Below are 22264 nucleotides of genomic sequence, written 5' to 3'. Positions count from 1 at the left end.
CATGAGCGGTCGCGTTTTTCCCGCCAAACGGGTCTACTATTCGATCGCTGTCCCTCGAACCATGCCCAGGTAACCGCCATGCGCCTTTCCGAATTCATCGTGCAACACGTTGACCGCATCGTCGATGAATGGGAGCAGTTCGCCAAAACTATCACCCCGGCTGCCGAATCCATGGATCGGGCCTCGCTGCGCGACCACTCAAAGTCGATCCTGTTGGCGGCTGCGCGGGACATGAGCAAACCCCAGACCGCCAGTGAACAGTTGGCCAAAGCCCGTGGCGAAGGCCCGGAAAAAACCCCGAGCCTGGACGAGGCCGGTGCCAGCCACGGCGAGCTGCGCCATACCGTGGGGTTTGACCTGGTGCAGATGACCAGCGAATTCCGTCACCTGCGTGCCTGTGTGATTCGCCTGTGGGTCAATAGCCTGGACGGCCCCGACCTGGCCTATTTCCAGGACATGATCCGCTTCAATGAAGCCATCGACGAAGCCCTGGCCGAATCCACCGCAGCCTATGCGGAACAGGTCAATCGATCGCGGGATATCTTTTTGGCCATCCTCGGCCACGATCTGCGCGCGCCCCTGCAAGCGGTGAGCATGTCCACCGAAATGCTGCTGCGTAAAACCACTCTGGAAGGCGATGCGCTGATGTGCGCCGTCAGCATCAAGCGTGGCACTCGGCACATGGCGATAATGGTCAGTGATTTGCTGGAGCTGGTGCGCAGTCGTCTGGGCAAAAGCCTGCCCATCGAACCGGCGCCCATGGACCTCGCCGAGACCGCACATGAGGCGATTGCCCGGGCCTGTGCCGGTCAACCCGAATGCGATCCGACAGTGGATATCCAGGGCGATACCCGGGGTGTGTGGGATGCTCGAAGGCTTGATCAGATGCTGCAGAACCTGATCGGCAACGCGTTGCAGCATGGTTCGAAAAAGCGCGAGGTCACCTTGACCCTCAGGGGCGAAGCGGACAGCGTTCGGCTCACCGTGCACAACGACGGAGCTCCGATTCCCGCCGATGCTATCGCGACTATTTTCGATCCACTGGTGCGCAGTGCCGACGAAGAACTCGGCCAGCCATCAACCAGCCTTGGCCTGGGGTTGTTTATCGTCAAGGAAGTGGTCACCGCCCATCAGGGAACGATCGAGGTCAGCTCCAGCGAGGCCGATGGCACGCTGTTTACCGTGGTGTTGCCCAGAAAGGTGTGATGCAGGAGGAACGCGTTATCGTTCTTCGCGAGCAGGCTCGCGAAAGCGTCATGTCTGGCGACACAAAAACATCAGAAAGTTTATTCGACTACCAGACGTCCGAGTCGCTGCTTTAGCATGCGATTTTCGGCCCGCAGTTGCTGGACCTCTTCCAGCAGGTCCAGCGCCAGGGCCACGCCTTCCCACTCCAGCTCCAGATCGTTGCGCAGCTTGGCGGCACGCTTGGCCAGCGCCAGCTCATAATCGTTGAAGCGCCAATCCTTGGGCTGCTCGCCCTGAGGTTCGAGGATGCCGTGCTCGACGATTTCGATCACGTAGACGTCCGACAGATCGGTCGCCTCACAGAATTCTGCCAGGTCCAGTTGAACGATCAGGGGGTTGCTCATGATGGGCTACTCCGTCTCTTGGATCAGAAGTTTTCTCTAGGGTTGAAAGCCGCTTTTTTCGCCAGCTCCTGCCACAGCGCCTTGACCTCGTCGTCCGAGGTTTTAGGCATGACGGCCTTGAGCTGTACAAACAAATAACCGCGATGACCGGCCTTGTTCAGCAACCCATGTCCCTTGGCACGCATGCGCTGGCCATTCTGACTGCCGGCCGGGATCTTGAGATTGATCTTGCCCGTCAGGGTCGGCACGGCAACTTCGGCACCCAACGCCAACTCCCACGGAGCCAGCGGCAACGTAATGATCAGGTTCTCGCCTTCGACGTCGAACTTGGGGTGCGGCGCGAAGCGGATGATCAGGAACAGATCGCCATTGGCCCCGCCACCCGTGCCCGGTGCACCCTGGCCCTTGAGGCGGATGCGCTCACCGTCGGCCACGCCGGCGGGGATCTTCACGTTCAGGCTTTTGCTGGTATTGCTGACGTGCTGGCCGGCAGCGTTGTACTGCGGCACCTGGAAGGTGACCTTCTTCGATTCGTTCGAAAGGGTTTCTTCCAGAAAAATCCCGAGTTCCATTTCCACGTCTTGCCCTCGACGTCCGGCGCTGCGGCCCGACTGTCCACCACCAAAACCAGGGCCACGGTTGCCGAAGATCGAACTGAAGAAGTCCGAAAAATCGCCCGTGTCCTGACCACCACCGAAACCGCCGGCACCACGACCCTGCCAACCTGGCGGACCCTGGAACGGCTGGCCGTGCTGGCCGTATTTGCGCAAGTCGTCGTATTCGGCGCGCTTGTCGGCGCTTTTCAGCGCTTCATAGGCTTCCGAGGCGTCCTTGAACTTGGACTCGGCGTCCTTTTCCTTGCTGACGTCGGGGTGGTATTTGCGCGCCAGTTTGCGATAAGCAGCTTTGATCGTCTTATCGTCTGCGGTCGGTTCCACACCGAGAATCTTGTAATAGTCTTTGAAGTCCATCGAGGGAATCACCATCCGTTATCGATATCGCGCCACTACCGCCAGCATGCGCTCATTGCCAGCCGTCGGGTTGACCGATCTCAAGGTTGTGACCGGGCAGCGCATCAGAAGTTTATATCGGCAGCAGTGGGCGGTTCTTAGGACCGCCGAGGGGCTGCCAGGGCCAATGCAGACAAGTTTGGGGCGAAGGATAGTCTTTCAAGGCGCTAATAGCTGAGATTTAGCGGATAGTCGGCCTTCGAATCTGCGTCGCACTGACATACACTGCGCGGCCGTTTTTTAACCGGAACTCGATAGACATGAAAAACGCATCTCCAGCCCGTGCCTGTGGTATCGACTTCGGCACGTCCAACTCCACCGTCGGCTGGCTGCGCCCCGGCATGGAAACGCTGATCGCGCTGGAGGACGACAAGATCACCCTGCCCTCGGTGGTCTTCTTCAATATGGAAGAACGCCGCCCGGTGTACGGCCGGTTGGCGCTGCACGAGTACCTGGAAGGCTACGAAGGGCGTCTGATGCGCTCGCTCAAGAGCCTGCTGGGTTCCAAGCTGATCAAGCACGACACCAGCGTTCTGGGCACGGCGATGCCGTTCAAGGACCTGCTCGGGCTGTTTATCGGTCAGTTGAAAAAGCGTGCCGAGACCGCCGCCGGTCGGGAATTCGAGGAAGTGGTGCTGGGCCGTCCGGTGTTCTTCGTCGATGACGATGAACTGGCCGATCAGGAAGCCGAGAACACCTTGGTGGATGTGGCTCGTGCCATTGGTTTCAAGGATGTGTCGTTCCAGTACGAACCGATTGCGGCGGCGTTCGACTACGAGTCGACCATCGAAAAGGAAGAGCTGGTACTGATCGTCGACATCGGCGGTGGTACGTCTGACTTCTCGCTGGTGCGCCTGTCCCCTGAGCGCCGCATGCACGACAACCGTCACGACGACATCCTCGCCACCGGCGGCGTGCACATCGGCGGAACCGATTTCGACAAGCAGCTGAACCTGCAAGGCCTGATGCCGCTGTTCGGCTACGGTAGCCGGATGAAGAGCGGCGCCTACATGCCGACCAGCCACCACATGAACCTGGCGACCTGGCACACCATCAACTCGGTGTACTCGCAGAAGTCGACCCTGGCGCTGGGCAGCATGCGTTACGACATCGAAGACACTGGCGGCATTGATCGCCTGTTCAAGCTGATCGACCAGCGCGCCGGCCACTGGCTGGCCATGGAAGTGGAAGAAACCAAGATCCAGCTGACCCACGCCGACAGCCGTCATGTGCCACTGGACCGCATCGAGCCGGGTTTGAGTGTGGAACTGACTCGGGCGCTGTTCGAATCGGCCATCGACAACCTGCTGGAGCGCGTGCGCAACAGCGTCACCCAGCTGTTGAACGACGCCAACGTGCGAGTCGATCAGGTGGATACGGTGTTCTTCACCGGCGGTTCGAGCGGGATTCCAGCATTGCGCAACAGCGTTTCGGCGATGTTGCCGAACGCGCGGCATGTGGAAGGGAACATCTTCGGCAGCATCGGCAGTGGCTTGGCGATTGAAGCGATGAAGCGCTACGGCAACATGGACTGATCCAAAACCGAGGCGCCCCCATCGCGGGCAAGCCACGCGCCCACAGGGTCATGCGCTGCCCTTGTGGGAGCGGGCTTGCCCGCGATAGGGTCAGATCAGGCACCGCTGCTGTCGGATCAAACCATCCCCACCTGCTTCAACTCGCTCTTCAGATACGCGTAATAAATCGGCCCTGCCACCACACCCGGCAGGCCGAACGCGGCCTCGAACACCAGCATTGCCAGCAGCAACTCCCAAGACTTGGCACTGATCTGTCCGCCGACGATGCGTGCGTTGAGGAAGTATTCGAGCTTGTGGATAACAATCAGGTAACCCAGCGCAGCCACCGCCACCCAGATCGACAGCGACAGGCCGACGATGGTGATCAGTGTGTTCGACATCAGGTTGCCGATCACCGGCAGCAAACCGAGCAGGAAGGTCAACACGATCAGCGTTTTGGTCAGCGGCAGCTTGATCCCGAACATGGGTAGTACGACCGCCAGGAAAATCCCGGTGAAGAATGTGTTCAGCAGGGAAATCTTGATCTGGGCGAACACGATGTTGCGAAACGCTTGAACCAACAGGTGCAGACGATCAAACAACGCAGCAGCCAGAGGCTTGCGCTTGGTCAAATCCGGCACCCGCTGCAAGGCAATGATCGCCCCCAGCACCATACCGATCAACAGCGTCACAAACATGTGCGCCGCGTCTTTGCCCACCAACTGCAAGTCGCTGAGGTGCTTGCTCATCCATTCGCCAATCGCCACGCGGAACTCGGCGGCACTGGCCGGCAGATAGGCGTCGATGAACGGCGGCAGTTGCCCGCGCGCGCGGTCGACCACATGCATGAATTTGTCGAGGGACGCGCCAGGATTTTCCGCTTCGTGCAGCAGAAAGCTGATGGCACCGGCAAAGATCAGCGTCAACACACTGACCACTAAAGTCCCCAGCAACGCCACCGCCAGCCAGCGCGCACGGCGGCCTTCGATCAGCCGCTGCAATTGCGGGGTGAGCATGTTGACCAGTTCGAACACCAAGAGACCGGCCAGCAGGCTGGGCAACAGGCGCAGCGGTATTACCAGCAGCAGCCCGCCGAAAATAATGACCCAACTGATTAGCAGCAAGACTTGGCGTTGAGAAAACGTTGGCATACAGCCTCAAAACGAACGGCGTAAAAGGATTGGCAGTCTGCCAGCGTTCCGAGGCCAGCACTAGAGATTGTGTGGGTCGACCTTAGCGGGACTTTCAGCGTTCTTTCAGACCTCATCGCGGGCAAGCCCGCTCCCACAGGGATCCCGGATGTCTGCACATTTTTGTTCAGCACAAATACCGTGTGGGAGCGGGCTTGCCCGCGATGAGGCCGCGATGGTCACCCCAAATATCCGTAGTTATTTTTTCTTCAGGCAATCGCTCATGAAGGCTTTGCGCGCATCGCCCTTGAGTGCCTGGGTGGCGGCATCGGCGTTACAGGTTTTCATCTTCTCTTGCTGCGGGGTCAGGGTTTTGGCGTCATTGGCGGCCGGCGCAGCTTTCAGGCACGTGCTCATGAAGGCTTTGCGCTCATCGCCCTTGAGGCTTTTCGCGGTAGCGTCGGCATTGCAGGTGGTCATCTTGTTCTGTTGGGCAGTGGCGGCGAAGCCCTGGGAGCAGAGCAGCAAACCGATCATCAACAACGGGGCACGCAACATCTTCATGGAGTTTTCTCCTTGTTGCCGCACCGAGGGGCGCGACCTCGTTCTGGAGTGTAGACAAAACCTGTAACACCTTCATCTCCTGCGCGTCCTCGAAGACCCGTCCGCCACGAACAGAATTTAGTGATTCGATTTGGGAGGATTTTTCCAGGCAGGATCAGAATGGGAAAACTCCATGGCAATAACATCATTGTTCCAGTCATCCCCGCCGGCCTGGCGTATGTACATCCTGACATTCGCCCCCAAGTATCTGGCGGACTCAGCGAAATCACACAATGAAAAGGACACGGAAGAGAAATAATAGTGGCTCCGCGGGTCTGTTGTACGATCAGCAGCCACATAGCAAACACTACTCGTCCCCTCTTCAGGTTTTGCCATGAGCAAAACGTTCGAGATTCCACCTTCGACCATGTAGTCATAGGTAAATGGTGGCTCTACAGAATACACACGCATTGAAAATAGCAACCCGACCACCATACTGAACAACAACTTCAATTTCATATTTATCAACTTCCATATTAATATTATTAAAAGACCAACGACATTAAAGTTCACTTTGCATCCGGACTGCACGATGCCGCTGCTCTTTGGCTGTCTTTTCGGAAACAAGAACTTTTTCTATTTCTGCCTTACTGCAAAACATGTCTATTGCTTTTCCGGCATTCAATACACGCCCCTGCGCTACCTTATCTTCCAGTACCGGGTAACGATCAGCTGTTTCCAGCAATGTCGACTTCAGCGCCTGAGCAGATGACGAGGGAGAGCACGACGCCATGACGGCCAATACACCAGAAACGATGGCTGCGGCTTCAGATGTACCAGCACCCGAGGCGAATGCACCGTCCGGCGTCATATAGGGAATGTTCTGTCCGGGAGCAGCAATGTCGACCCATCCACGGCCAAATCGGCTTCCCGACACTGAACCTGAATATAGCTTGGGGTTCTCGCCCTTCTTGTACTGAGCCAAAGCAGCAACTCTGACCACAGGATCCTCCTTTTTCCTGAGGGGCAGCTTGGGTCTGTAGGCCGCAGGCCATATACGCTGCTCGTGGCTGATGCTATCGATACTGGCACTGTCATTTCCAACCGCGGCCACAATCAGCTTGCTGTTCTCACGCCCGATTCGGCTAATTAAATCGATCCAGGCCGTGGCCCGGGAAGCATCGACCTTGCTCTGCCCTCCTGAAACATTGATTATTTTTTCATGTCCGGGAAATCCTGCCTTAAGAGCGCCTGCTGCACTGATGGCGCTGATCCAGCTGTCAGTCGAGGGCGATGGAAAGGTTTTGCGACTGACAATGGACACAGAGGGGAAGATACCCTTGAGGGAAACACCCTCCTTTAACCCTTTATCCGCTGTCGCCCATTTCGAATCGTAAGCAATGATTGAAGCCATCGCCGTTCCATGGATGTAACCGACTCTGCCGGCACTTTCATTGTTCACCGGTCGCGGGTTGCCATCGCTTGTATAACTGAAACTCTCGAAACCCTGACTTTTCTTAAGCCCACCCACAAAGGAAACCCCGGAATCGATGACGGCTACGGAAATGTTTTTAGTATCAACACGCGACTCTTTCAACAAATCAAGATCGAGAACATCAAAATACCATGGCACAGATGCTGACACGCCGGCAGCACTGACCCCAACTAACAAACCAACTAAATATTTCAACACACTCACAACACCTCCTTTATGAAAACATTAAATAACACTGTATTTAAACTTCATAAATAATAAACAGAGAGGCAAAAAAACACTAACGCAGGAGTCTTTCAACTCATGTCAACTTCAAAACTTCTCATTGAAAACCTGACACAAAACTTGATTGAGATTGCACACCGGCAATCAATGTTTTTGAAAAACAAACAGTGTCACCCGGAAATGGCCAACCTGACTCTCAGAGCCCTTTGACTCGCCGGTAATGCTCTGGCGTCGTGCCGGCCTGACGCTGAAACATCGCGATAAACGCCGAACCAGTGCTGTAACCCATGTCGAAGGCGATCTCCTGGATGCTGCGATGGCTGTCCAGCGCTTCGATCGCTGCCAGAAATCGCAAACGCTGGCGCCACTCACCAAAACTCATGCCCAACTCGCGGACAAACTGCCGCGCCAGCGTGCGTTCGCTGACATGGATCTGCGCGGCCCACTCCGACAGAGGCCGGTTATCCCCGGGTTCGCCCTGCAAAGTTTCCAGTATCGCCAGCAGCCCCGGGCTGCTGGCGTAGGGTAAGTAACACTCATGCACCGGCGCCTGTTGCAGTTGATCCACCAGCACCTGAGCCAGACGTTTGTCAGCGGCCTGCTTGGGAATCTTCACATCCCGGGTGGCGAAGTCTTTGAGGATCGCTTTGAGAATGTCGCTGATGGCCAGGGTGCAGGCCTGTTGCGGTAAGTCGTGGCACAGCAGCGGATCAAGACAGACCGCGCGGTAGTTGATCGGCTGATTGCTGTAGAAACTATGTTCAGTCTGTGGTGGCACCCACACCGCGTATTGCGGCGGTGACATGAAGCGGCTGCCGCCGATTTCCATGTGCAACACGCCGTGAGCCGAATACTCCAGCGTGCCCCACGGATGACGGTGCGCAGAGGCAAAGCGGTGCGCGTCAAAGTCGGCATAGCGGAAGTACACCGGGGCCGGCAGTTCGCTGAATTCCAGCAAGTCGATGTGTTTACTGGTCATGCTGTCCGTCATCAGGGGCAGGTTGTCTGGATCGAAGTATAGGCTTGCATCCAGACAGGCGGATAATTGCCCTTCATTAACGTTCTGGTTTTTCTGTTGCAATACGCTTATCCCCTGCTGGCCATTTTCATCTGGGCCGGCAATACCGTGATCACCAAAATGTCGGCCGGAGCGATTTTTCCCGCCGAGATAGGTTTCTACCGCTGGCTGCTGGCCGGGATCCTGTTCACACCCTTCATGCTCAAACCGGTGATCGCCCATTGGCCGGCGATCCGCCCGAATCTGGGCAAGATCTTCGTCCTCGGCGTGCTCGGCATGGCGGTCTATCAAAGCCTGGCCTATTTCGCCGCAGCCCTGACCTCGGCCACCAACATGGGCATCATTCTTTCGCTGATGCCGTTGATGTCGCTGGCCATGGCGATTGCCAGCCTGGGCCAGCGCCTGACGGCCGGCGCGTTGACGGGGGCGGTGCTGTCGTTCGCGGGTGTGCTGGTCGTGGTGTCGTCCGGCAGCCTGGGCGCGCTGCTGGAACATGGGGTGAACCTGGGTGACGCGATGATGCTGATTGCGACCCTGGCCTACGCGATCTACAGCACCTTGCTGAAAAAGTGGCAGCTACGCCTGCCGCCGCTGGTGTTGCTGTATTTGCAGGTGCTGGTGGCGGTGGTGGTGCTGTTTCCGCTGTTCCTCGCCTCACCGAAAACCGGCCTGACCCTGCAGAATATTCCGCTGGTGCTTTACGCCTGCTTGCTGGCTTCGATGATTGCGCCGCTGGCGTGGATGCAAGCGGTGGTGCGCCTGGGACCGAGCCGGACCACGCTGTTTTTCAATTTGCTGCCGGTGCTTACGGCGCTGATTGCGGCCGTGGTGCTGCATGAGCAACTGGCGATGTATCACCTGGTGGGTGGGGTGTTGACGCTGGGTGGGGTGATTCTTTCCGAGCGCTGGACCACCGTGTTGGGCCGCAAGACCGCCGTCGCCTGATCTGACGCCATCGCGGGCAAGCCCGCTCCCACAGGTTTTGTGTCGGCTCTGATTTCTGTGAACAACCGAAAACTGTGGGAGCGTGGCTTGCCCGCGATGAACGATAACGCGGTCTAAACCCCTGCCGCTTTCAACCGCGCCGCATGCTCGACAAACAACCGAACCGGCTCAGCCCCCTTCCCCACCAGCCCCAACGACTGATTGACGATGTCGAAGTGATCCATCGGATACTCATCGCCAATCACCGTCCCAAGATGCGAGCTGTAACGCCCGACCATCCCGTCGCAATGCCCGACTTCACGAACGAAGGTTTTGGCAAATAACCGACAGCTACGGTTAGTCCCATCGAGCAGGTTGCGCCCGCGATCGGTCTTGCCCGGCTGCAAGGTCCCGGACCAGGAGTAGTAACGCACGCCGTTGACCTCTTCCGGACCATGCCCGCCCCAGGTTTCAGGCAAGCCCTGTGGATAACGCTGATTGAACAGCGCCACGCCTTCAGTCGTCAGTGAATGATGGGAAGCATGGACATCAATCGGCAATTTCGGTCCGCGATAACCGGTCTCCAATAACCCCATCAGCGCGCCGATCCAGCGCAACAAAACACTGAGCAAGCGCCCCTTGGCGCTGTCGCCCGGATAATGTTTGTGCAGGTAATCCGCCAGCTCGGAGCCATGATTGGGCCCGGCCACCGAGGTAACCGAGGCGACCTGGTCCGGGCGTTTGGCGGCGGCATAGCGGGCGGTCAGCGCCCCTTGGCTATGGCCGATCAGGTTGACTTTCTCGGCCCCGGTTTCCCGCAGAATTTCCTCGATCCGCGCCAGCAACTGCTCGCCGCGCACTTCGCAGGAGTTAATCGGTGAAACCTGCACCGCAATCACCGTCGCCCCATCCCGGCGCAACGCTGAAATGATCCCGAACCAATAGGGATAGAGCAGCAGACGGATAAACCCGAGCATTCCCGGGACCAGCACCAACGGGTAACGCGTAGCGGAACCTTGCGACATGGGCGAACGTCCTTGTGATCGGTGTGGTGACGCAAGGCTGGATGCAAGACATCAGCCAAGCATCGTCATCGAAGATGACAACTCGACGACCAGTCTATGACATCCGCCTACTTCAACCCCACCACGCCCGCCACGATCAACCCGACCGACACCAGTTTGACCGCCGTCAGGCTTTCGCCCAGTAGCGCGAACCCGAGAAACACCGTGCCCAGTGAGCCGATCGCGGTCCAGATCGGATAGGCAATACTCACCGGCAACTCGCGCATGGCCAGGGTCAGGAAGTAAATCCCGCCCACGGCGGCCACCACGGTGATCAGCGACGGCCAGAGCCGGGTGAAGCCTTCGGCGTACTTCATGCCCATGGCGAAGGTGACTTCGAACCCGGCGGCGACCAGCAAAAACAACCAGGCCATCTAGAACTCCCTGGCCAGCGCCAATAAACGCTGCTCGGCTTCGGCGGCGGATATCTGGAAGGTACGCGCCTCGGATTCCTCACCTTCGGCGGCCACCACCGTGATATCGGTAATGCCGATGAACCCCAACGCCGTTCTCAACAATGGATCGGCATGATTCATCGCCTCAAGTTCGCCACCGGGGCCAAAACCAAAGCCGCCGCGACTGGTGACGATCAATGCCTTTTTGCCCCGCACCAGCGGTTCGTACTGGGCCACGCCGTTGTCCAGGGTGTGATTGAAGGTCAGCCCGAGCCGCACGATCTGATCGATCCAGGCCTTGAGCCCGCTGGGCACGCTGAAGTTGTGCATCGGCGTGGAAATCACCAATAGATCGTGCCCGAGCAACTCGCCCACCAGTTCATCGCTGAACGCCAGGTCAGCCTGCATCGACAGCGGCCGAGCCTCCGGCTCGGGGTAAAACGCCGCGGCGACAAAGGCCTCGTTGACCGGCGGAATCAGCGCCCGTCCCACCTCGCGTCGGGTCAGCTGCGAGTGTGGATGGCTGGCCTGCCAGGCCGAAAGAAACACTTCGGCCAAACGCCGGGAGTGAGAGCGTTCGCCACGGGGGCTGGCGTGAACAGCAAGAATTTTACTCATCTGAATCTCCTTTGGGACTAAACTCAAACGGCTTGTGGCTTGCAGCTTGAAGCGATAGCTGCCCTTCTCCAAATGAGTAAAAATCAGTCTGGATGAATCTATTTCATCCGTGGAGTTTTCAATGTTTGCCTCGTTGCCGCTGACCGCCCTGCGCGCGTTTGAATCCGCCTCACGCCTGTTGAGCTTCAAGGCTGCCGCCGAAGAACTTTCGGTGACGCCAACGGCGGTTTCCCATCAGATCCGCTCGCTGGAAAGCTGGCTCGGCGTGCCGCTCTTCGAGCGACTACCCCGGCAAGTGCGCTTGACCGAGTGCGGCGAACGCCTGTTCCGCAGCCTGCACGGTGCTTTTCTGGAAGTGGCGCAAAGCGTCGACACCTTGCGCCCGCAACGCAGCGGCGCAAGCCTGACGATTTCCACCACCGCCGCCTTCGCCGCCCTCTGGCTGGTGCCACGGCTGGGACGCTTCTACGCCCGGCACCCAAACATCAGCCTGCGCCTTGATACTCATTGCGAGGTGATCGATTTGCATCAGGACGCCAGCGTCGATCTGGTGCTGCGCTACAGCCTCGATGACTACCCGAACCTATATGGCCAGTGTTTGTTCGATGAATCTTTCGGGGTTTATGGCTCGCCCGAGCAAGTCACCCTGGCGTCAAGCCGGGCTCCCACCCTGATCAGCGTGCGCTGGAACAATTCCAAGCTGTACGCCCACGGCTGGGAGGCCTGGTGCGCGAAGTCTGGCGAAACGTGGTTAGCCGGGCAGCCGCCCGTCCGCGAGTACGACGAAGAGCATTACGCGCTGCAAGCGGCGATCGCCGGGCAAGGCCTGGTGCTGGCGAGCAATATCCTGGTGTCCGAAAGCGTGGCCAGCGGTTTGCTGGTGGCTTACAAAGGGGAGGTTCAGGTCGATGGCGCCGGCTACGCCGCTCTGTGCGTGCCGGGACGCGAGCGACATCCGCCGGTCCGGGCGTTTTTTGCCTGGTTGCAGGAAGAAGCGGCGTTGTCAGGGTTGTTGCCAAGATCACAGGCTTCGCCAGCGCCTACAGGAGAACTCATTCCCTTGTAGGCGCCAGCGATCTTTTACGTCCGGCAAATTGCATCAAACTTTTCGCTACGCCCATCACTCACATCTTAAGTAGCGATCACGTCCCAGATGCGTGACGCAAACCGGATTAGCCTCCAGGAGATTGAGATGAGTGACATGCATTTGTCTGATGTAACCACCCTTCGCGAACGTGCCCGCAAGAACGTCGAGAACGGTGCGGTGACCGAAAGCTACAGTGCCGACCGCGAAGAAGTCCTGCGCCTGCTCAACGAATCGCTGGCCACCGAACTGGTCTGCGTGTTGCGCTACAAACGCCACTACTTCATGGCCAGCGGCCTGAAAGCGCAGGTCGCCGCCGACGAATTCCTCGAACACGCGACCCAGGAAGCCCAACACGCCGACCGACTGGCCGAACGCATCGTACAGCTCGGCGGTGAGCCGGAGTTCAACCCCGACCTGTTGTCGAAAAACTCCCATGCCCAGTACGTGGCTGGTCATTCGCTCAAGGAAATGGTCTATGAAGACCTGGTTGCCGAGCGAATCGCCATCGACAGTTACCGCGAGATTATTCAGTACATCGGCGAAAAAGATCCGACCACCCGGCGCATCTTCGAAGACATCCTGGCGCAGGAAGAAGAGCATGCCGATGACATGGCCGACATCCTGAAAGACCTTTAGTCCCTATGACTGATCGTTCCCACGTTCCGCGTGGGAATGCAGCCCGGGACGCTCCGCGTCCCTGCCAAAGCGGACGCAGAGCGTCCATTGAGGCATTCCCACGCGAAGCATGGGAACGATCTTTGTCTACCGGGTGGGTTTGACCGTCACGGGGGCTTTACCGGCCTTCATCTGCTCCAGCAACGGCGCACACTGATTCGGCTCGCCGCCGCTGGGCGCCACCAGCGCCAGCAATCCCGCTGCCGGCGCGGCAATCACGCCCAACGCCACCATCCCCGCACCACGCAAGATCAGCGGCACTGCTTTCACGCCGGCGTCAGGCTTGATGAACTTGCCCCGCACATACAACGGCGAACGCAGTGAAATCAGGCGCCAGCCTTTGGATTCAGGGGTGATCGTCAGGTCCAGTTGCTCAGTCGCCATGTTTGCCGTGCCATCGATATAGATGATCGCGTTCTCGGTATCGAAGACGAACAGACGTGTGGTCGCCAGACCGGTCTTGATGTCGAAGTCGGCGGCCGCGCAGTTGATCTTCACTTCCTTGTCGCCAAAAATTTTGCCGACCACATAGTTGCCGACGTTCAGCCCGGCCAGCTCCATCAACTCGCGGCTGATGGCGCCGTCATTGATCAGCATCTTCAAATTGCCGTTGGCGCTGCCCAGCAGTTTCGCCACCGAATTACCACGACCGGTAATGTCGGCATCACCATTGAGTTCGCCGAAGCTGGTTTTCATCGGTTCGAAGGTCGGGAACAGTTGCTTGAGTTTGAACTTGCGTGCGGTCAGTTTGGCCCGGCCTTCCAATGGTTCGGTTCGACCATTCAGGCGAATCTGCGCATCCAGGTTGCCGCCCGCCACACCAAATCGCAAAGGCTCCAGGCTGAGGACGCCGTCAGTCAGTATCAAGTGGGTGTAGAGATCCTTGAGCGGGAGTTTTTCGCTGTGGACGATGCGTTTGCCGGTGAACTCGACATCGGCGTCCATATCGCGCCAGCGCTCGGTTTTGAACTCTTCGACCGGCAACACCTTGTCCGTCGGCTGCTTGCTTTCACCACCACGGGCCTTTTGCTTGGCGTTGGAGTCGGCGCCGATCAACGGTGCAAGGTCGGCGAACAGCAGTTGATTGGAAACCAGCGAGCCACTGAGTTTCGGCCGTGGCTGACTGGCGACGTAGGCCAGGCTGCCATGGATGTCGCTTTCACCGATCTTGCCGTTGAATTCTTCGTAGCGGAACACCGCGCCGCCCGCTTCATGCAGCTTGGCGATCAAATGCCCGTCGGTCGCGTAGGGCGGTGTGTCCGGCAGGGTCACACCGGTCAGCGGGTAGAGGTTGCCCAGGCTGGTGCCGGCCAGTTTCAGGCGCAAATCCAAAGCGCCCAGGTTCAGTGGATCGGTCAGGGTGCCGGCCAGTTCGACGCTGGTGTCGGCGATTTTCACCTGAGCCTGGAGCGGAAACGGTTGGGTCGCTTCCTGCAGGGCCAGCAGGCCGCCGATCTTGCCTTCGCCCGCGAGTTTCTGTCCGTGGTATTGGCCTTTGACCTTCAGGGCGAACGCGTAGTCCTGCGGTGCGGCGCCTTTTTCCTGCGCGGTTTTCGCCGCCTTGTCGCCGACGATATCGCTGAACGGAATCGGTTTGCCCAGCGGGTCGATGATCAAATCAAGCTGAGTCTTCAGGTTCTGGTCGTCGAGGATCACGTGGCCCTTGTCGAAGCCGATTGCACCGATATCCACTACCCAGTTCGAAGGCTCCGCGTTCGGATCCTTGGGATCGAACGTGAAGGTCCAGTTGGCGCGACCGTCGGCCAGGCGCTGCAGGTCGGCATTGGGCTCGGTGAGGTCGATGCGCGGGATCACCACTCGCTGTGCCAGCAAGGCCAAGGGCGAGATTCGCAACTCGACGCGTTTGAGAGTGACCATCTGCGGTTTTTTCGACCAGTCGGGGTTGCCCAGGCTCAAGTCCTCGGCGACCACGTGCGGCCACGGCACCCAGGCGCGCCAGCCGCCCTCGTCGAGTTCACGCCGCCAGACCACCGCCAGGTTGCCATTAATGGCGAACGGACGGTGCAGCTCTTCGGATACTTTGGCATTGAGTGGCGGTTTGATCCGGTTCCAATCGAAGAACACGATGATCAGAACCAATACGGCCAGCAGGACAACGAGGCTGGCGATGGTCCAGGTAAAAACTTTACGAGTGCGCGTCATTGCACAGGACTCCTGATACGACTGAGCGTCCTGACTGCGACGCACGTTTGAAACGTTAGGCCAGAACCGGCCGGCCATGACATCTAGGACTGGGAAACGGCGCGCAGGTTTAACCAAATAGCCGTTTAACCCTCAAATAATCGTTCGGGGACACACTGCCCCCTCATCCGGCGTTACCGACCCCGCACTTTTACGAGGCGAAAGTGAGTCGAAAATACCCACCTCAGGGCAAAAACCTCCGTCGGAAACGCCCGTTCTAGAGCCTTTTTACGGAACAATCAATTCCGTTGATTATTACCATTGCATTTATGAACTTTTATATCGACTTATCGAGAGTAGCATTGCCCTCGTAGCCACTTTATCGCCCTCCTACGGAGCACCCAATCATGAAACGCCAATTACTGCTTAGCCTTACCCTCTCGATGCTGGCCAGCACTGCTTTTGCTCTGCCGGCCGCTGATCAGGCAACCCCACAAGTCAAATCCACCCACTCGGTGTTCAGCCAGACTGTCGCTGCCGATGGCTCCGACCGCACTCCAGGCCAGACCCTTGCTGAAGGTGGTAACGATCGCCTGAAAGAAAAAGGCCTGATCACTGAAGATGGCTACGACAAAACCCCACAAGGCCAAGCCGTCGCTGCCGATGGTTCGGATCGCACTCCAGGTCAAACCCTTGCCGCTGACGGTTCCGACCGCACTCCAGGTCAAACCCTTGCTGAAGGTGGTGGTGACCGTGTAATCGAACGCAACAGCGGCTTGAGCTAAGCGCATGGCGGTCCTGAAAAAAAGCCCAATCACCGGATTGGGCTTTTGACTTTATAGCCACTGACCTTTTAGAAACTGCAACTTCCCCGCAAGATCCCCCGACAGTCGTTCGACGCCGGCAAAGCCGATTTGCTAAAGTGCGCCGCTGTCCCTGTCCAGAAAACACCTTGCGATGCTGCCCCGCGCCGAACAGAAACAACAGACCCGCAACGCCCTGATGGACGCTGCCCGCCATTTGATGGAGTGCGGCCGAGGTTTCGGCAGCCTGAGCCTGCGCGAAGTCGCGCGAACCGCCGGCATCGTGCCCACCGGTTTCTACCGGCATTTCGCCGACATGGATGAACTGGGCCTGGTGCTGGTCAGCGAAGTCGGTCAGACCTTCCGCGAAACCATCCGCCTGGTACGCCACAATGAATTCGTCATGGGCGGCATCATCGATGCCTCGGTGCGAATATTTCTCGACGTGGTGTCGGCCAAGCGCTCACAGTTCCTGTTTCTGGCCCGTGAGCAGTACGGCGGCTCGCTGCCGGTGCGGCTGGCCATCGGCCGTTTGCGCGAAGACATCAGCTCCGACCTGGCTGCCGACTTATCCTTGATGCCGAAACTGCAACACCTGGACATCGCTGGTTTGAGCGTCATGGCTGATCTGATTGTTAAAAGCGTATTCGCGACCTTGCCGGACATCATTGATCCGCCGGCGCAGGCGTTGCCTGAACATCTGACGCCGCAGGCGAAGATTACCCAGCAGTTGCGATTTATCTTTATCGGCCTCAAGCATTGGCAAGGCTTGGGCAGCACCGAGTAACCCCTGTGCTGATCGTTCCCACGCAGAGCGTGGGAACGATCTGGAGCACGGCGGATGACGATCCGCGCACCAAATTTGCGCACAATCCTCTCCGCACGCACCAACCCCAGCCAAAGCCCGCAACTTCCTGAATCATCCCCCTCCAATCCGACAGGCATTTCCTACGTATCACCCGATTGGCAAGCCCCTTGCTCTAGCCTGACTATTGTCTATTGCTGGAAGCCTTCCGATGCTGGTGATTCATCGCAGAATCGACTCTCAACCCGTCTGGGCCGCCGAGTTGCACCTGACCTTCGAAGCCCGGAGCAAAAGCCGTTTGCGCTGTTTCAGTGCCGAGGGTGAAGACGTCGGGTTGTTTTTGGAGCGTGGTCAGCCTCCGCTATATGACGGCGAATGCCTGCAAGCCGAAGACGGCCGCATCGTCCGCGTCTGTGCCCGCCCCGAACAGCTGCTGCACGTCACGTGTGCCAACGCGTTCGAATTGACACGCGCGGCCTATCACCTCGGTAACCGTCACGTTGCGCTGCAAATCGGTGACGGCTGGCTGCGGCTGCTCGACGACTACGTGCTCAAGGCCATGCTCGAACAGCTTGATGCCAAGGTCGAAAACATTGAAGCCCCGTTTCAGCCGGAACACGGCGCCTATGGTGGCGGTCATCACCACTCGCGCCACGGCGACGAGGATTTCAACTACCCACCGAAACTGCATCAGTTTGGCGTGCGTCTATGAACCCCGCCTGGGCGCTGCTGCGTCTGGCCAGCCCACAACTGCCGATTGGCGGCTACAGCTATTCCCAAGGTCTGGAAATGGCGGTGGATAACGGCCGCGTAAACGATTCCGATAGCGCGCGACGCTGGATCAGCGATCAGTTGCTGCTGAACCTGGCACGCTTCGAAGCGCCTCTGCTGCTCGCCCATTGCGTGGCGGCGTTCGATGAAAACTGGGCCGAGCTGCTGCAACGCTGCGAAGAACACCGCGCCAGCCGGGAAACCCGCGAACTGCATCAGGAGAGCCGGCAGATGGGTTATTCCTTGCAGCAACTGCTCAGCGGTTTACCGGAACTGGACGCACACGCCCGCGCCTTCCTCGAACAGCGCCCCGAACCGCACCTGGCCCTCGGCTGGGCGCTGGCCGCTCGCGCCTGGACCATCAGCCCACAAGATGCGCTGGCCGCGTGGCTCTGGAGCTGGCTGGAAAACCAATTGGCGGTCTTGATGAAAACCCTGCCGCTGGGCCAGCAAGCCGCGCAGCGCCTGACCAGTCAATTGCTGCCGCTGCTGCAAGAGGCTCAGCAGAACGCCAGCCGAATCAATCCCGAACATTTTGGCAGCGCCGCTTTCGGCCTGTCCCTGGCGTGCATGGCCCATGAGCGCCAGTACAGCCGTCTGTTCCGTTCCTAGGGCCTTTTATTTTGGAGAACCACATGAACACACAACCTCTGCGCGTCGGCATCGGCGGCCCGGTCGGTTCCGGCAAAACCGCCCTGACCCTCGCCCTATGCCTGGCCCTGCGCGACCGCTACAACCTGGCCGTCGTCACCAACGACATCTACACCCGCGAAGACGCCGACTTTCTGGTGCGCAACGAAGCCCTGGCGCCGGAGCGAATCATCGGCGTGGAAACCGGGGGCTGTCCGCACACGGCGATCCGCGAGGACGCTTCGATCAACCTTGAAGCCGTGGATCAATTGAACCGCCGCTTCCCGGGGCTGGACCTGATTCTGGTGGAGTCCGGTGGCGACAACTTGTCCGCGACCTTCAGCCCGGAACTGTCCGACCTGACTATCTACGTGATTGACGTTTCGGCCGGCGACAAGCTGCCGCGCAAGGGTGGGCCGGGGATCTGCAAATCGGATCTGCTGGTGATCAACAAAATCGACCTCGCGCCATTGGTGGGGGCATCGCTGGAACTGATGGACAGCGACACCAAGCGCATGCGCAACGGCAAGCCATTCGTCTTCAGCAATCAGAAAACCGGCCTGGGCCTGGAAGACATCATCGCCTTCATCGAACGCCAGGGCTTGCTGACTGCTGCCTGATCACGATCAATATTTATCAACAAGGAAGCTTATCCATGACACTTAAACGCATTTTGGGCGCTATGGCCCTGCTGCTGACCCCAGCCATCGCCTTCGCCCATCCGGGTCACGGCGACAACGGGTTGATCGCCGGTATCAGCCATCCGATTGGTGGCATTGACCATCTGCTGGCGATGGTCGCAGTGGGCTTGTGGGCGGCGCAGCAGAAAGGTGCTGCACGCTGGGCGCTGCCATGCACGTTTGTCGGCATCATGCTGCTCGGCGGGCTGCTGGGTTTTGAAGGGCTGAACCTGCCGGCGCTGGAAAGCGGTATTGCGGCGTCGGTACTGGCGCTGGGTCTGGCGGTGGCATTGGCGGTGCGTCTGCCGTTGAGCGTGGCGGTGGGTGCGACGGCTTTGTTTGCATTGTTTCATGGCGTGGCGCACGGTCTGGAACTGCCGGATATGTCGAGCCCTTGGGCCTATGCCGCAGGTTTTGTGGCGGCAACGGCGGCTTTGCATGCGGCCGGTTATGCAGTGGTTCGAGTGCTGCCGCAAGCGGCGGTGCCGTTGGTTCGACTGGCAGGCGCGGCTTCGGCGGCGACTGGGGCGTGGTTGCTCGCAGGCTGATTTCTCTACCGCCAATGATGGCCTCATCGCGGGCAAGCCCGCTCCCAGGGATCTCTGTCATACACAAAAGGTGTGTTTACAGGCGATCTCCTGTGGGAGCGGGCTTGCCCGCGATGAGGCCTATCAGGCATCACATCTCCCATCTGCTACCATGTCGCGCAATCGCCCCTGCCGTGACGACGCCAGCCAATGCCTCATGTTCCCCGCTCCGCCTCCCAGTCTGAATTGACCGCGCTGTTCGCCTCGGTGCAACAGCACTTTCTGGACGTGATCGTGCCGCTCTGGCAAGGCCCCGGCTGGAATGCCGACATGGCGCTGCCCTATGAGGCACTGGACGCCGAACATCAGCCATTGCCACCGCAACGCTATCGCGCCATGGCCTGCGCGCGGCAGCTGTATCTGTTTTCCAGCCTGATCGGTCAGGTGCCGACCGCCGAAGAGCGCGCCTCAGCGTTGTTTCGTTCCTTGCAGCAGCATTTCCACGATGCCGAACACGGTGGCTGGTTCTACAGCATCGACCCGCAAGGTGCGGCACTGGATCAACGCAAAGACCTCTACACCCACGCCTTCATCCTGTTCGCCTGTGCCCATTACTGGGACAAAGTCCGCGAGCCGCAGGTGGAGTCGGCGCTCAATGCCGCGCTGGAAGTGATCGCGAAGCGCTTCGCTACGGGCGACGGCCTGTACGAAGCCAGCCTCGACCGTGACTGGTCATCGCTGAACAGCGGGCCGCTGCAGAATCCTCTGATGCACCTGGCTGAAGCCTTCCTCGCTACGCTGTCGGTACGCGAAGATGTCGCTGTGCAAGCTGCGCTCGTCGCGTTATGCACAGCCATGCAGAAGCGTTTTATCGATCCGCAACACAGTGTGTTGATGGAAAAGCCGCTGGGGGCTGTGGATAACTGGTTTGAACCGGGGCATCAGTTCGAGTGGTATTTCCTGCTGCAATCTTCACCGTTGCTGCGCGGCTCGACACTGCACAATTCTCTGGAGCGAGCGTTTGAGCTCACCGAGCAACTGGGTGTCGACCAACAGAGCGGCGCCGTGCGGGCGATGCTCGATCTGGAGCCGGGCAACCAACCTCGGGACGCGACTCAGCGAATCTGGGCTCAGGCTGAATACCTGCGTGCCCTGACCCTGCGGCCGGGCAGCGAAGCCGCTGTGCTGCACCAATTGCAGGCGTTGCAGCAGCGCTCTTTGCACGCAGGTGGCTGGTATGAATGTCGTGACGAAAACGGTGAAGTGACCCGTCGGGACATGCCATCGACTACGCCTTATCACTTGGCGACTTGCTATCGCGGGCTCGCCGACTACCTCGCTAACTGAAAGATCGCCATCGCGGGCAAGCCCGCTCCCACAGGTTTTATGTCGTGCGCTAAATGGCGATTCAACACACAACCTGGGAGCGTGGCTTGCCCGCGATAGCCGTTACACGGTCTTAAGCCTTCGCATTACGCTCAATCGCAAACCCGCTCCAGGTCTGGCTCACCGGCATCAGTTCCAGGCTGTTGATGTTGATGTGCGCCGGAGCATTGAGCACCCAGAAAATGGTGTCGGCGATGTCTTGCGGCTGGATCGGCTCGGCACCGGCGTAGGTCGCGTTGTAACGCTCCTGGTCACCGGCGAAACGCACCAGCGAAAACTCGCTTTCGCAAAGGCCCGGCTCGATGTTGCTGACCCGAACACCCGTACCTTGCAGGTCACAGCGCAGGTTCAGGGAGAACTGTTTGACGAACGCCTTGCTCGCGCCATACACGTGGCTGCCCGGGTACGGGTAGTTGCCGGCGACGGAACCGAGGTTGACGATACCGGCGCCTCGACCGTGGGCGATCAGGCGTGGCAGCAGCAAACGGGTGCTGTACATCAGGCCTTTGATGTTGGTGTCGACCATCGTGTCCCAATCGTCCAGATCACACTTGGGCGCCGGGTCCACACCCAGCGCCAGGCCGGCGTTGTTGATCAAACCACGCAGTTTGGCGAACGACGGCGGCAAGCTGACAATCGCCTCCTCCATGGCCTTGCGATCACGCACGTCGAGCACCAGGCCATGGACCTCGGTCTGTTTCGACAACTCGGCGCACAGGGCATTGAGGCGCTCTTCACGACGACCTGTCAGCACCAGTTTCCAGCCAGCTTCGGCAAAACGACGAGCACAAGCTTCACCAAAACCTGAGGTCGCGCCGGTAATAAACAGAGTGTTGGACATCGTGTTCTCCTTGCTTCGGCTGATCGTCAGCCATTGGAATAGAAAATCAGCAGGCAGCATGCCCGGCCCGGCTTCTACCGACAACCGCCGCGGCTCAATTGGACGCCGCCGACCTCTATGCAACTGCCGAAGGCTGCTACAAAGACTTCGCACCTGTACAAAAATCAATCAACCATCGTGATGCCTTAGTCACTGCGGCTTTCAGCCATGTGCGCGCACGTTATCCACAGCCCCATCCACAAATTCCGGGGGCAAGTGGAAAAGGTGGAGCCCGCTGTGTACAAGGCTTTGCGGGCAATTTGGAAATTTTTTTGCTTGACCCTCGAAGTCCTGCCGTGTAGCCCCATGGCAATTTGCACGATTGATGGCAAAACCGACGATGGCGCCAA

24 protein-coding genes are annotated in these 22264 nt (G+C 58.9%); 12 read left to right on the top strand and 12 right to left on the bottom strand.

The genetic code is table 11. From position 1 onward, the window contains the following. Positions 1 to 78 precede the first annotated feature (78 nt). Entirely contained in the window at positions 79 to 1206 is a 1128-nt protein-coding gene (locus FQ185_RS22210) for a sensor histidine kinase KdpD (RefSeq protein ID WP_149419303.1), read from the top strand. 80 nt (positions 1207 to 1286) lie between these two features. Here FQ185_RS22210 and FQ185_RS22205 read toward each other — a convergent pair whose 3' ends face one another. Together FQ185_RS22205 and FQ185_RS22200 are read right to left on the bottom strand one after the other, a co-directional pair. After that, positions 1287 to 1592: a chaperone modulator CbpM gene (locus FQ185_RS22205; RefSeq protein ID WP_149419302.1), complete on the bottom strand. Its 306-nt coding sequence runs from the start codon at positions 1590 to 1592 to the stop codon at positions 1287 to 1289. Positions 1593 to 1615: 23 nt separating this feature from the next. After that, a complete protein-coding gene (locus tag FQ185_RS22200; protein ID WP_149419301.1) occupies positions 1616 to 2563 on the bottom strand; it encodes a DnaJ C-terminal domain-containing protein in 948 nt (315 codons plus the stop codon). Positions 2564 to 2862: 299 nt separating this feature from the next. Here FQ185_RS22200 and FQ185_RS22195 point away from each other — a divergent pair, with 299 nt between their 5' ends. Next, positions 2863 to 4137, top strand: a complete 1275-nt coding sequence (locus tag FQ185_RS22195; protein ID WP_149419300.1) for an Hsp70 family protein — start codon at positions 2863 to 2865, stop codon at positions 4135 to 4137. Between the two features lie 116 nt (positions 4138 to 4253). On the opposite strand, the gene FQ185_RS22190 is transcribed toward FQ185_RS22195, so the two are convergent. The 5 genes from FQ185_RS22190 to FQ185_RS22170 form a co-directional block, all read right to left on the bottom strand. Continuing rightward, positions 4254 to 5267, bottom strand: a complete 1014-nt coding sequence (locus FQ185_RS22190; protein WP_149419299.1) for an AI-2E family transporter — start codon at positions 5265 to 5267, stop codon at positions 4254 to 4256. Positions 5268 to 5504: 237 nt separating this feature from the next. Further along, on the bottom strand, positions 5505 to 5810 hold the full coding sequence (locus FQ185_RS22185; RefSeq protein ID WP_149419298.1) for a PsiF family protein: 306 nt from the start codon (positions 5808 to 5810) through the stop codon (positions 5505 to 5507). A gap of 117 nt (positions 5811 to 5927) precedes the next feature. Next, a complete protein-coding gene (locus FQ185_RS22180; protein WP_149419297.1) occupies positions 5928 to 6308 on the bottom strand; it encodes a hypothetical protein in 381 nt (126 codons plus the stop codon). A 43-nt stretch (positions 6309 to 6351) separates the two neighbouring features. After that, the gene (locus FQ185_RS22175) at positions 6352 to 7488 is read right to left on the bottom strand and encodes a S8 family serine peptidase (protein ID WP_149419296.1); all 1137 of its coding nucleotides are present in this window, start codon (positions 7486 to 7488) and stop codon (positions 6352 to 6354) included. 217 nt (positions 7489 to 7705) lie between these two features. Further along, the gene (locus FQ185_RS22170; RefSeq protein ID WP_178113581.1) at positions 7706 to 8488 is read right to left on the bottom strand and encodes a helix-turn-helix transcriptional regulator; all 783 of its coding nucleotides are present in this window, start codon (positions 8486 to 8488) and stop codon (positions 7706 to 7708) included. Between the two features lie 96 nt (positions 8489 to 8584). Between FQ185_RS22170 and FQ185_RS22165 the strand changes: the two genes are divergently transcribed. Further along, positions 8585 to 9472 (top strand): DMT family transporter, encoded by an 888-nt coding sequence (locus FQ185_RS22165; RefSeq protein ID WP_149419391.1) that lies wholly within the window; start codon positions 8585 to 8587, stop codon positions 9470 to 9472. Positions 9473 to 9585: 113 nt separating this feature from the next. Here FQ185_RS22165 and FQ185_RS22160 read toward each other — a convergent pair whose 3' ends face one another. The 3 genes from FQ185_RS22160 to FQ185_RS22150 form a co-directional block, all read right to left on the bottom strand. Continuing rightward, positions 9586 to 10476 (bottom strand): triacylglycerol lipase, encoded by an 891-nt coding sequence (locus FQ185_RS22160; protein ID WP_149419295.1) that lies wholly within the window; start codon positions 10474 to 10476, stop codon positions 9586 to 9588. 107 nt (positions 10477 to 10583) lie between these two features. Continuing rightward, positions 10584 to 10889: a multidrug efflux SMR transporter gene (locus tag FQ185_RS22155; RefSeq protein WP_149419294.1), complete on the bottom strand. Its 306-nt coding sequence runs from the start codon at positions 10887 to 10889 to the stop codon at positions 10584 to 10586. Beyond that, complete coding sequence (locus FQ185_RS22150) at positions 10890 to 11528, bottom strand: FMN-dependent NADH-azoreductase (RefSeq protein WP_149419293.1); 639 nt, start codon at positions 11526 to 11528, stop codon at positions 10890 to 10892. Positions 11529 to 11637: 109 nt separating this feature from the next. On the opposite strand from FQ185_RS22150, the gene FQ185_RS22145 reads away from it, so the two are divergent. Together FQ185_RS22145 and FQ185_RS22140 are read left to right on the top strand one after the other, a co-directional pair. Continuing rightward, positions 11638 to 12594 carry a LysR substrate-binding domain-containing protein gene (locus FQ185_RS22145; RefSeq protein ID WP_178113580.1) on the top strand — a complete coding sequence of 319 codons (957 nt, stop codon included), beginning with the start codon at positions 11638 to 11640 and terminating at the stop codon, positions 12592 to 12594. Positions 12595 to 12720: 126 nt separating this feature from the next. Continuing rightward, entirely contained in the window at positions 12721 to 13251 is a 531-nt protein-coding gene (locus FQ185_RS22140) for a bacterioferritin (RefSeq protein WP_149419291.1), read from the top strand. A gap of 126 nt (positions 13252 to 13377) precedes the next feature. Here FQ185_RS22140 and FQ185_RS22135 read toward each other — a convergent pair whose 3' ends face one another. Next, a complete protein-coding gene (locus tag FQ185_RS22135; RefSeq protein ID WP_149419290.1) occupies positions 13378 to 15453 on the bottom strand; it encodes an AsmA family protein in 2076 nt (691 codons plus the stop codon). A gap of 386 nt (positions 15454 to 15839) precedes the next feature. On the opposite strand from FQ185_RS22135, the gene FQ185_RS22130 reads away from it, so the two are divergent. From FQ185_RS22130 to FQ185_RS22100, 7 genes are all read left to right on the top strand, one after another. Continuing rightward, the gene (locus FQ185_RS22130; protein ID WP_149419289.1) at positions 15840 to 16217 is read left to right on the top strand and encodes a hypothetical protein; all 378 of its coding nucleotides are present in this window, start codon (positions 15840 to 15842) and stop codon (positions 16215 to 16217) included. A gap of 172 nt (positions 16218 to 16389) precedes the next feature. Continuing rightward, positions 16390 to 17022 carry a TetR family transcriptional regulator gene (locus FQ185_RS22125; RefSeq protein WP_149419288.1) on the top strand — a complete coding sequence of 211 codons (633 nt, stop codon included), beginning with the start codon at positions 16390 to 16392 and terminating at the stop codon, positions 17020 to 17022. Positions 17023 to 17251: 229 nt separating this feature from the next. Continuing rightward, positions 17252 to 17752 carry an urease accessory protein UreE gene (ureE, locus tag FQ185_RS22120; protein ID WP_149419287.1) on the top strand — a complete coding sequence of 167 codons (501 nt, stop codon included), beginning with the start codon at positions 17252 to 17254 and terminating at the stop codon, positions 17750 to 17752. Continuing rightward, on the top strand, positions 17749 to 18423 hold the full coding sequence (locus FQ185_RS22115; RefSeq protein WP_149419286.1) for an urease accessory protein UreF: 675 nt from the start codon (positions 17749 to 17751) through the stop codon (positions 18421 to 18423). Before ureE ends, FQ185_RS22115 begins: the two co-directional genes overlap by 4 nt. Positions 18424 to 18446: 23 nt before the next feature. Continuing rightward, on the top strand, positions 18447 to 19061 hold the full coding sequence (gene ureG / locus FQ185_RS22110; RefSeq protein ID WP_149419285.1) for an urease accessory protein UreG: 615 nt from the start codon (positions 18447 to 18449) through the stop codon (positions 19059 to 19061). 35 nt (positions 19062 to 19096) lie between these two features. After that, complete coding sequence (locus tag FQ185_RS22105) at positions 19097 to 19669, top strand: HupE/UreJ family protein (RefSeq protein ID WP_149419284.1); 573 nt, start codon at positions 19097 to 19099, stop codon at positions 19667 to 19669. Positions 19670 to 19858: 189 nt separating this feature from the next. Further along, entirely contained in the window at positions 19859 to 20995 is a 1137-nt protein-coding gene (locus tag FQ185_RS22100) for an AGE family epimerase/isomerase (RefSeq protein ID WP_149419283.1), read from the top strand. Between the two features lie 112 nt (positions 20996 to 21107). On the opposite strand, the gene FQ185_RS22095 is transcribed toward FQ185_RS22100, so the two are convergent. After that, entirely contained in the window at positions 21108 to 21875 is a 768-nt protein-coding gene (locus FQ185_RS22095; RefSeq protein WP_149419282.1) for an SDR family oxidoreductase, read from the bottom strand. Positions 21876 to 22264 lie beyond the last annotated feature (389 nt).

The sequence above is a fragment of the Pseudomonas sp. ANT_H12B genome, assembly GCF_008369325.1.
Classification (GTDB): Bacteria; Pseudomonadota; Gammaproteobacteria; order Pseudomonadales; family Pseudomonadaceae; genus Aquipseudomonas.
The sequence above is the reverse complement of the archived record's forward strand: the minus strand, read 5'-3'. Positions and strand labels throughout refer to the sequence as shown.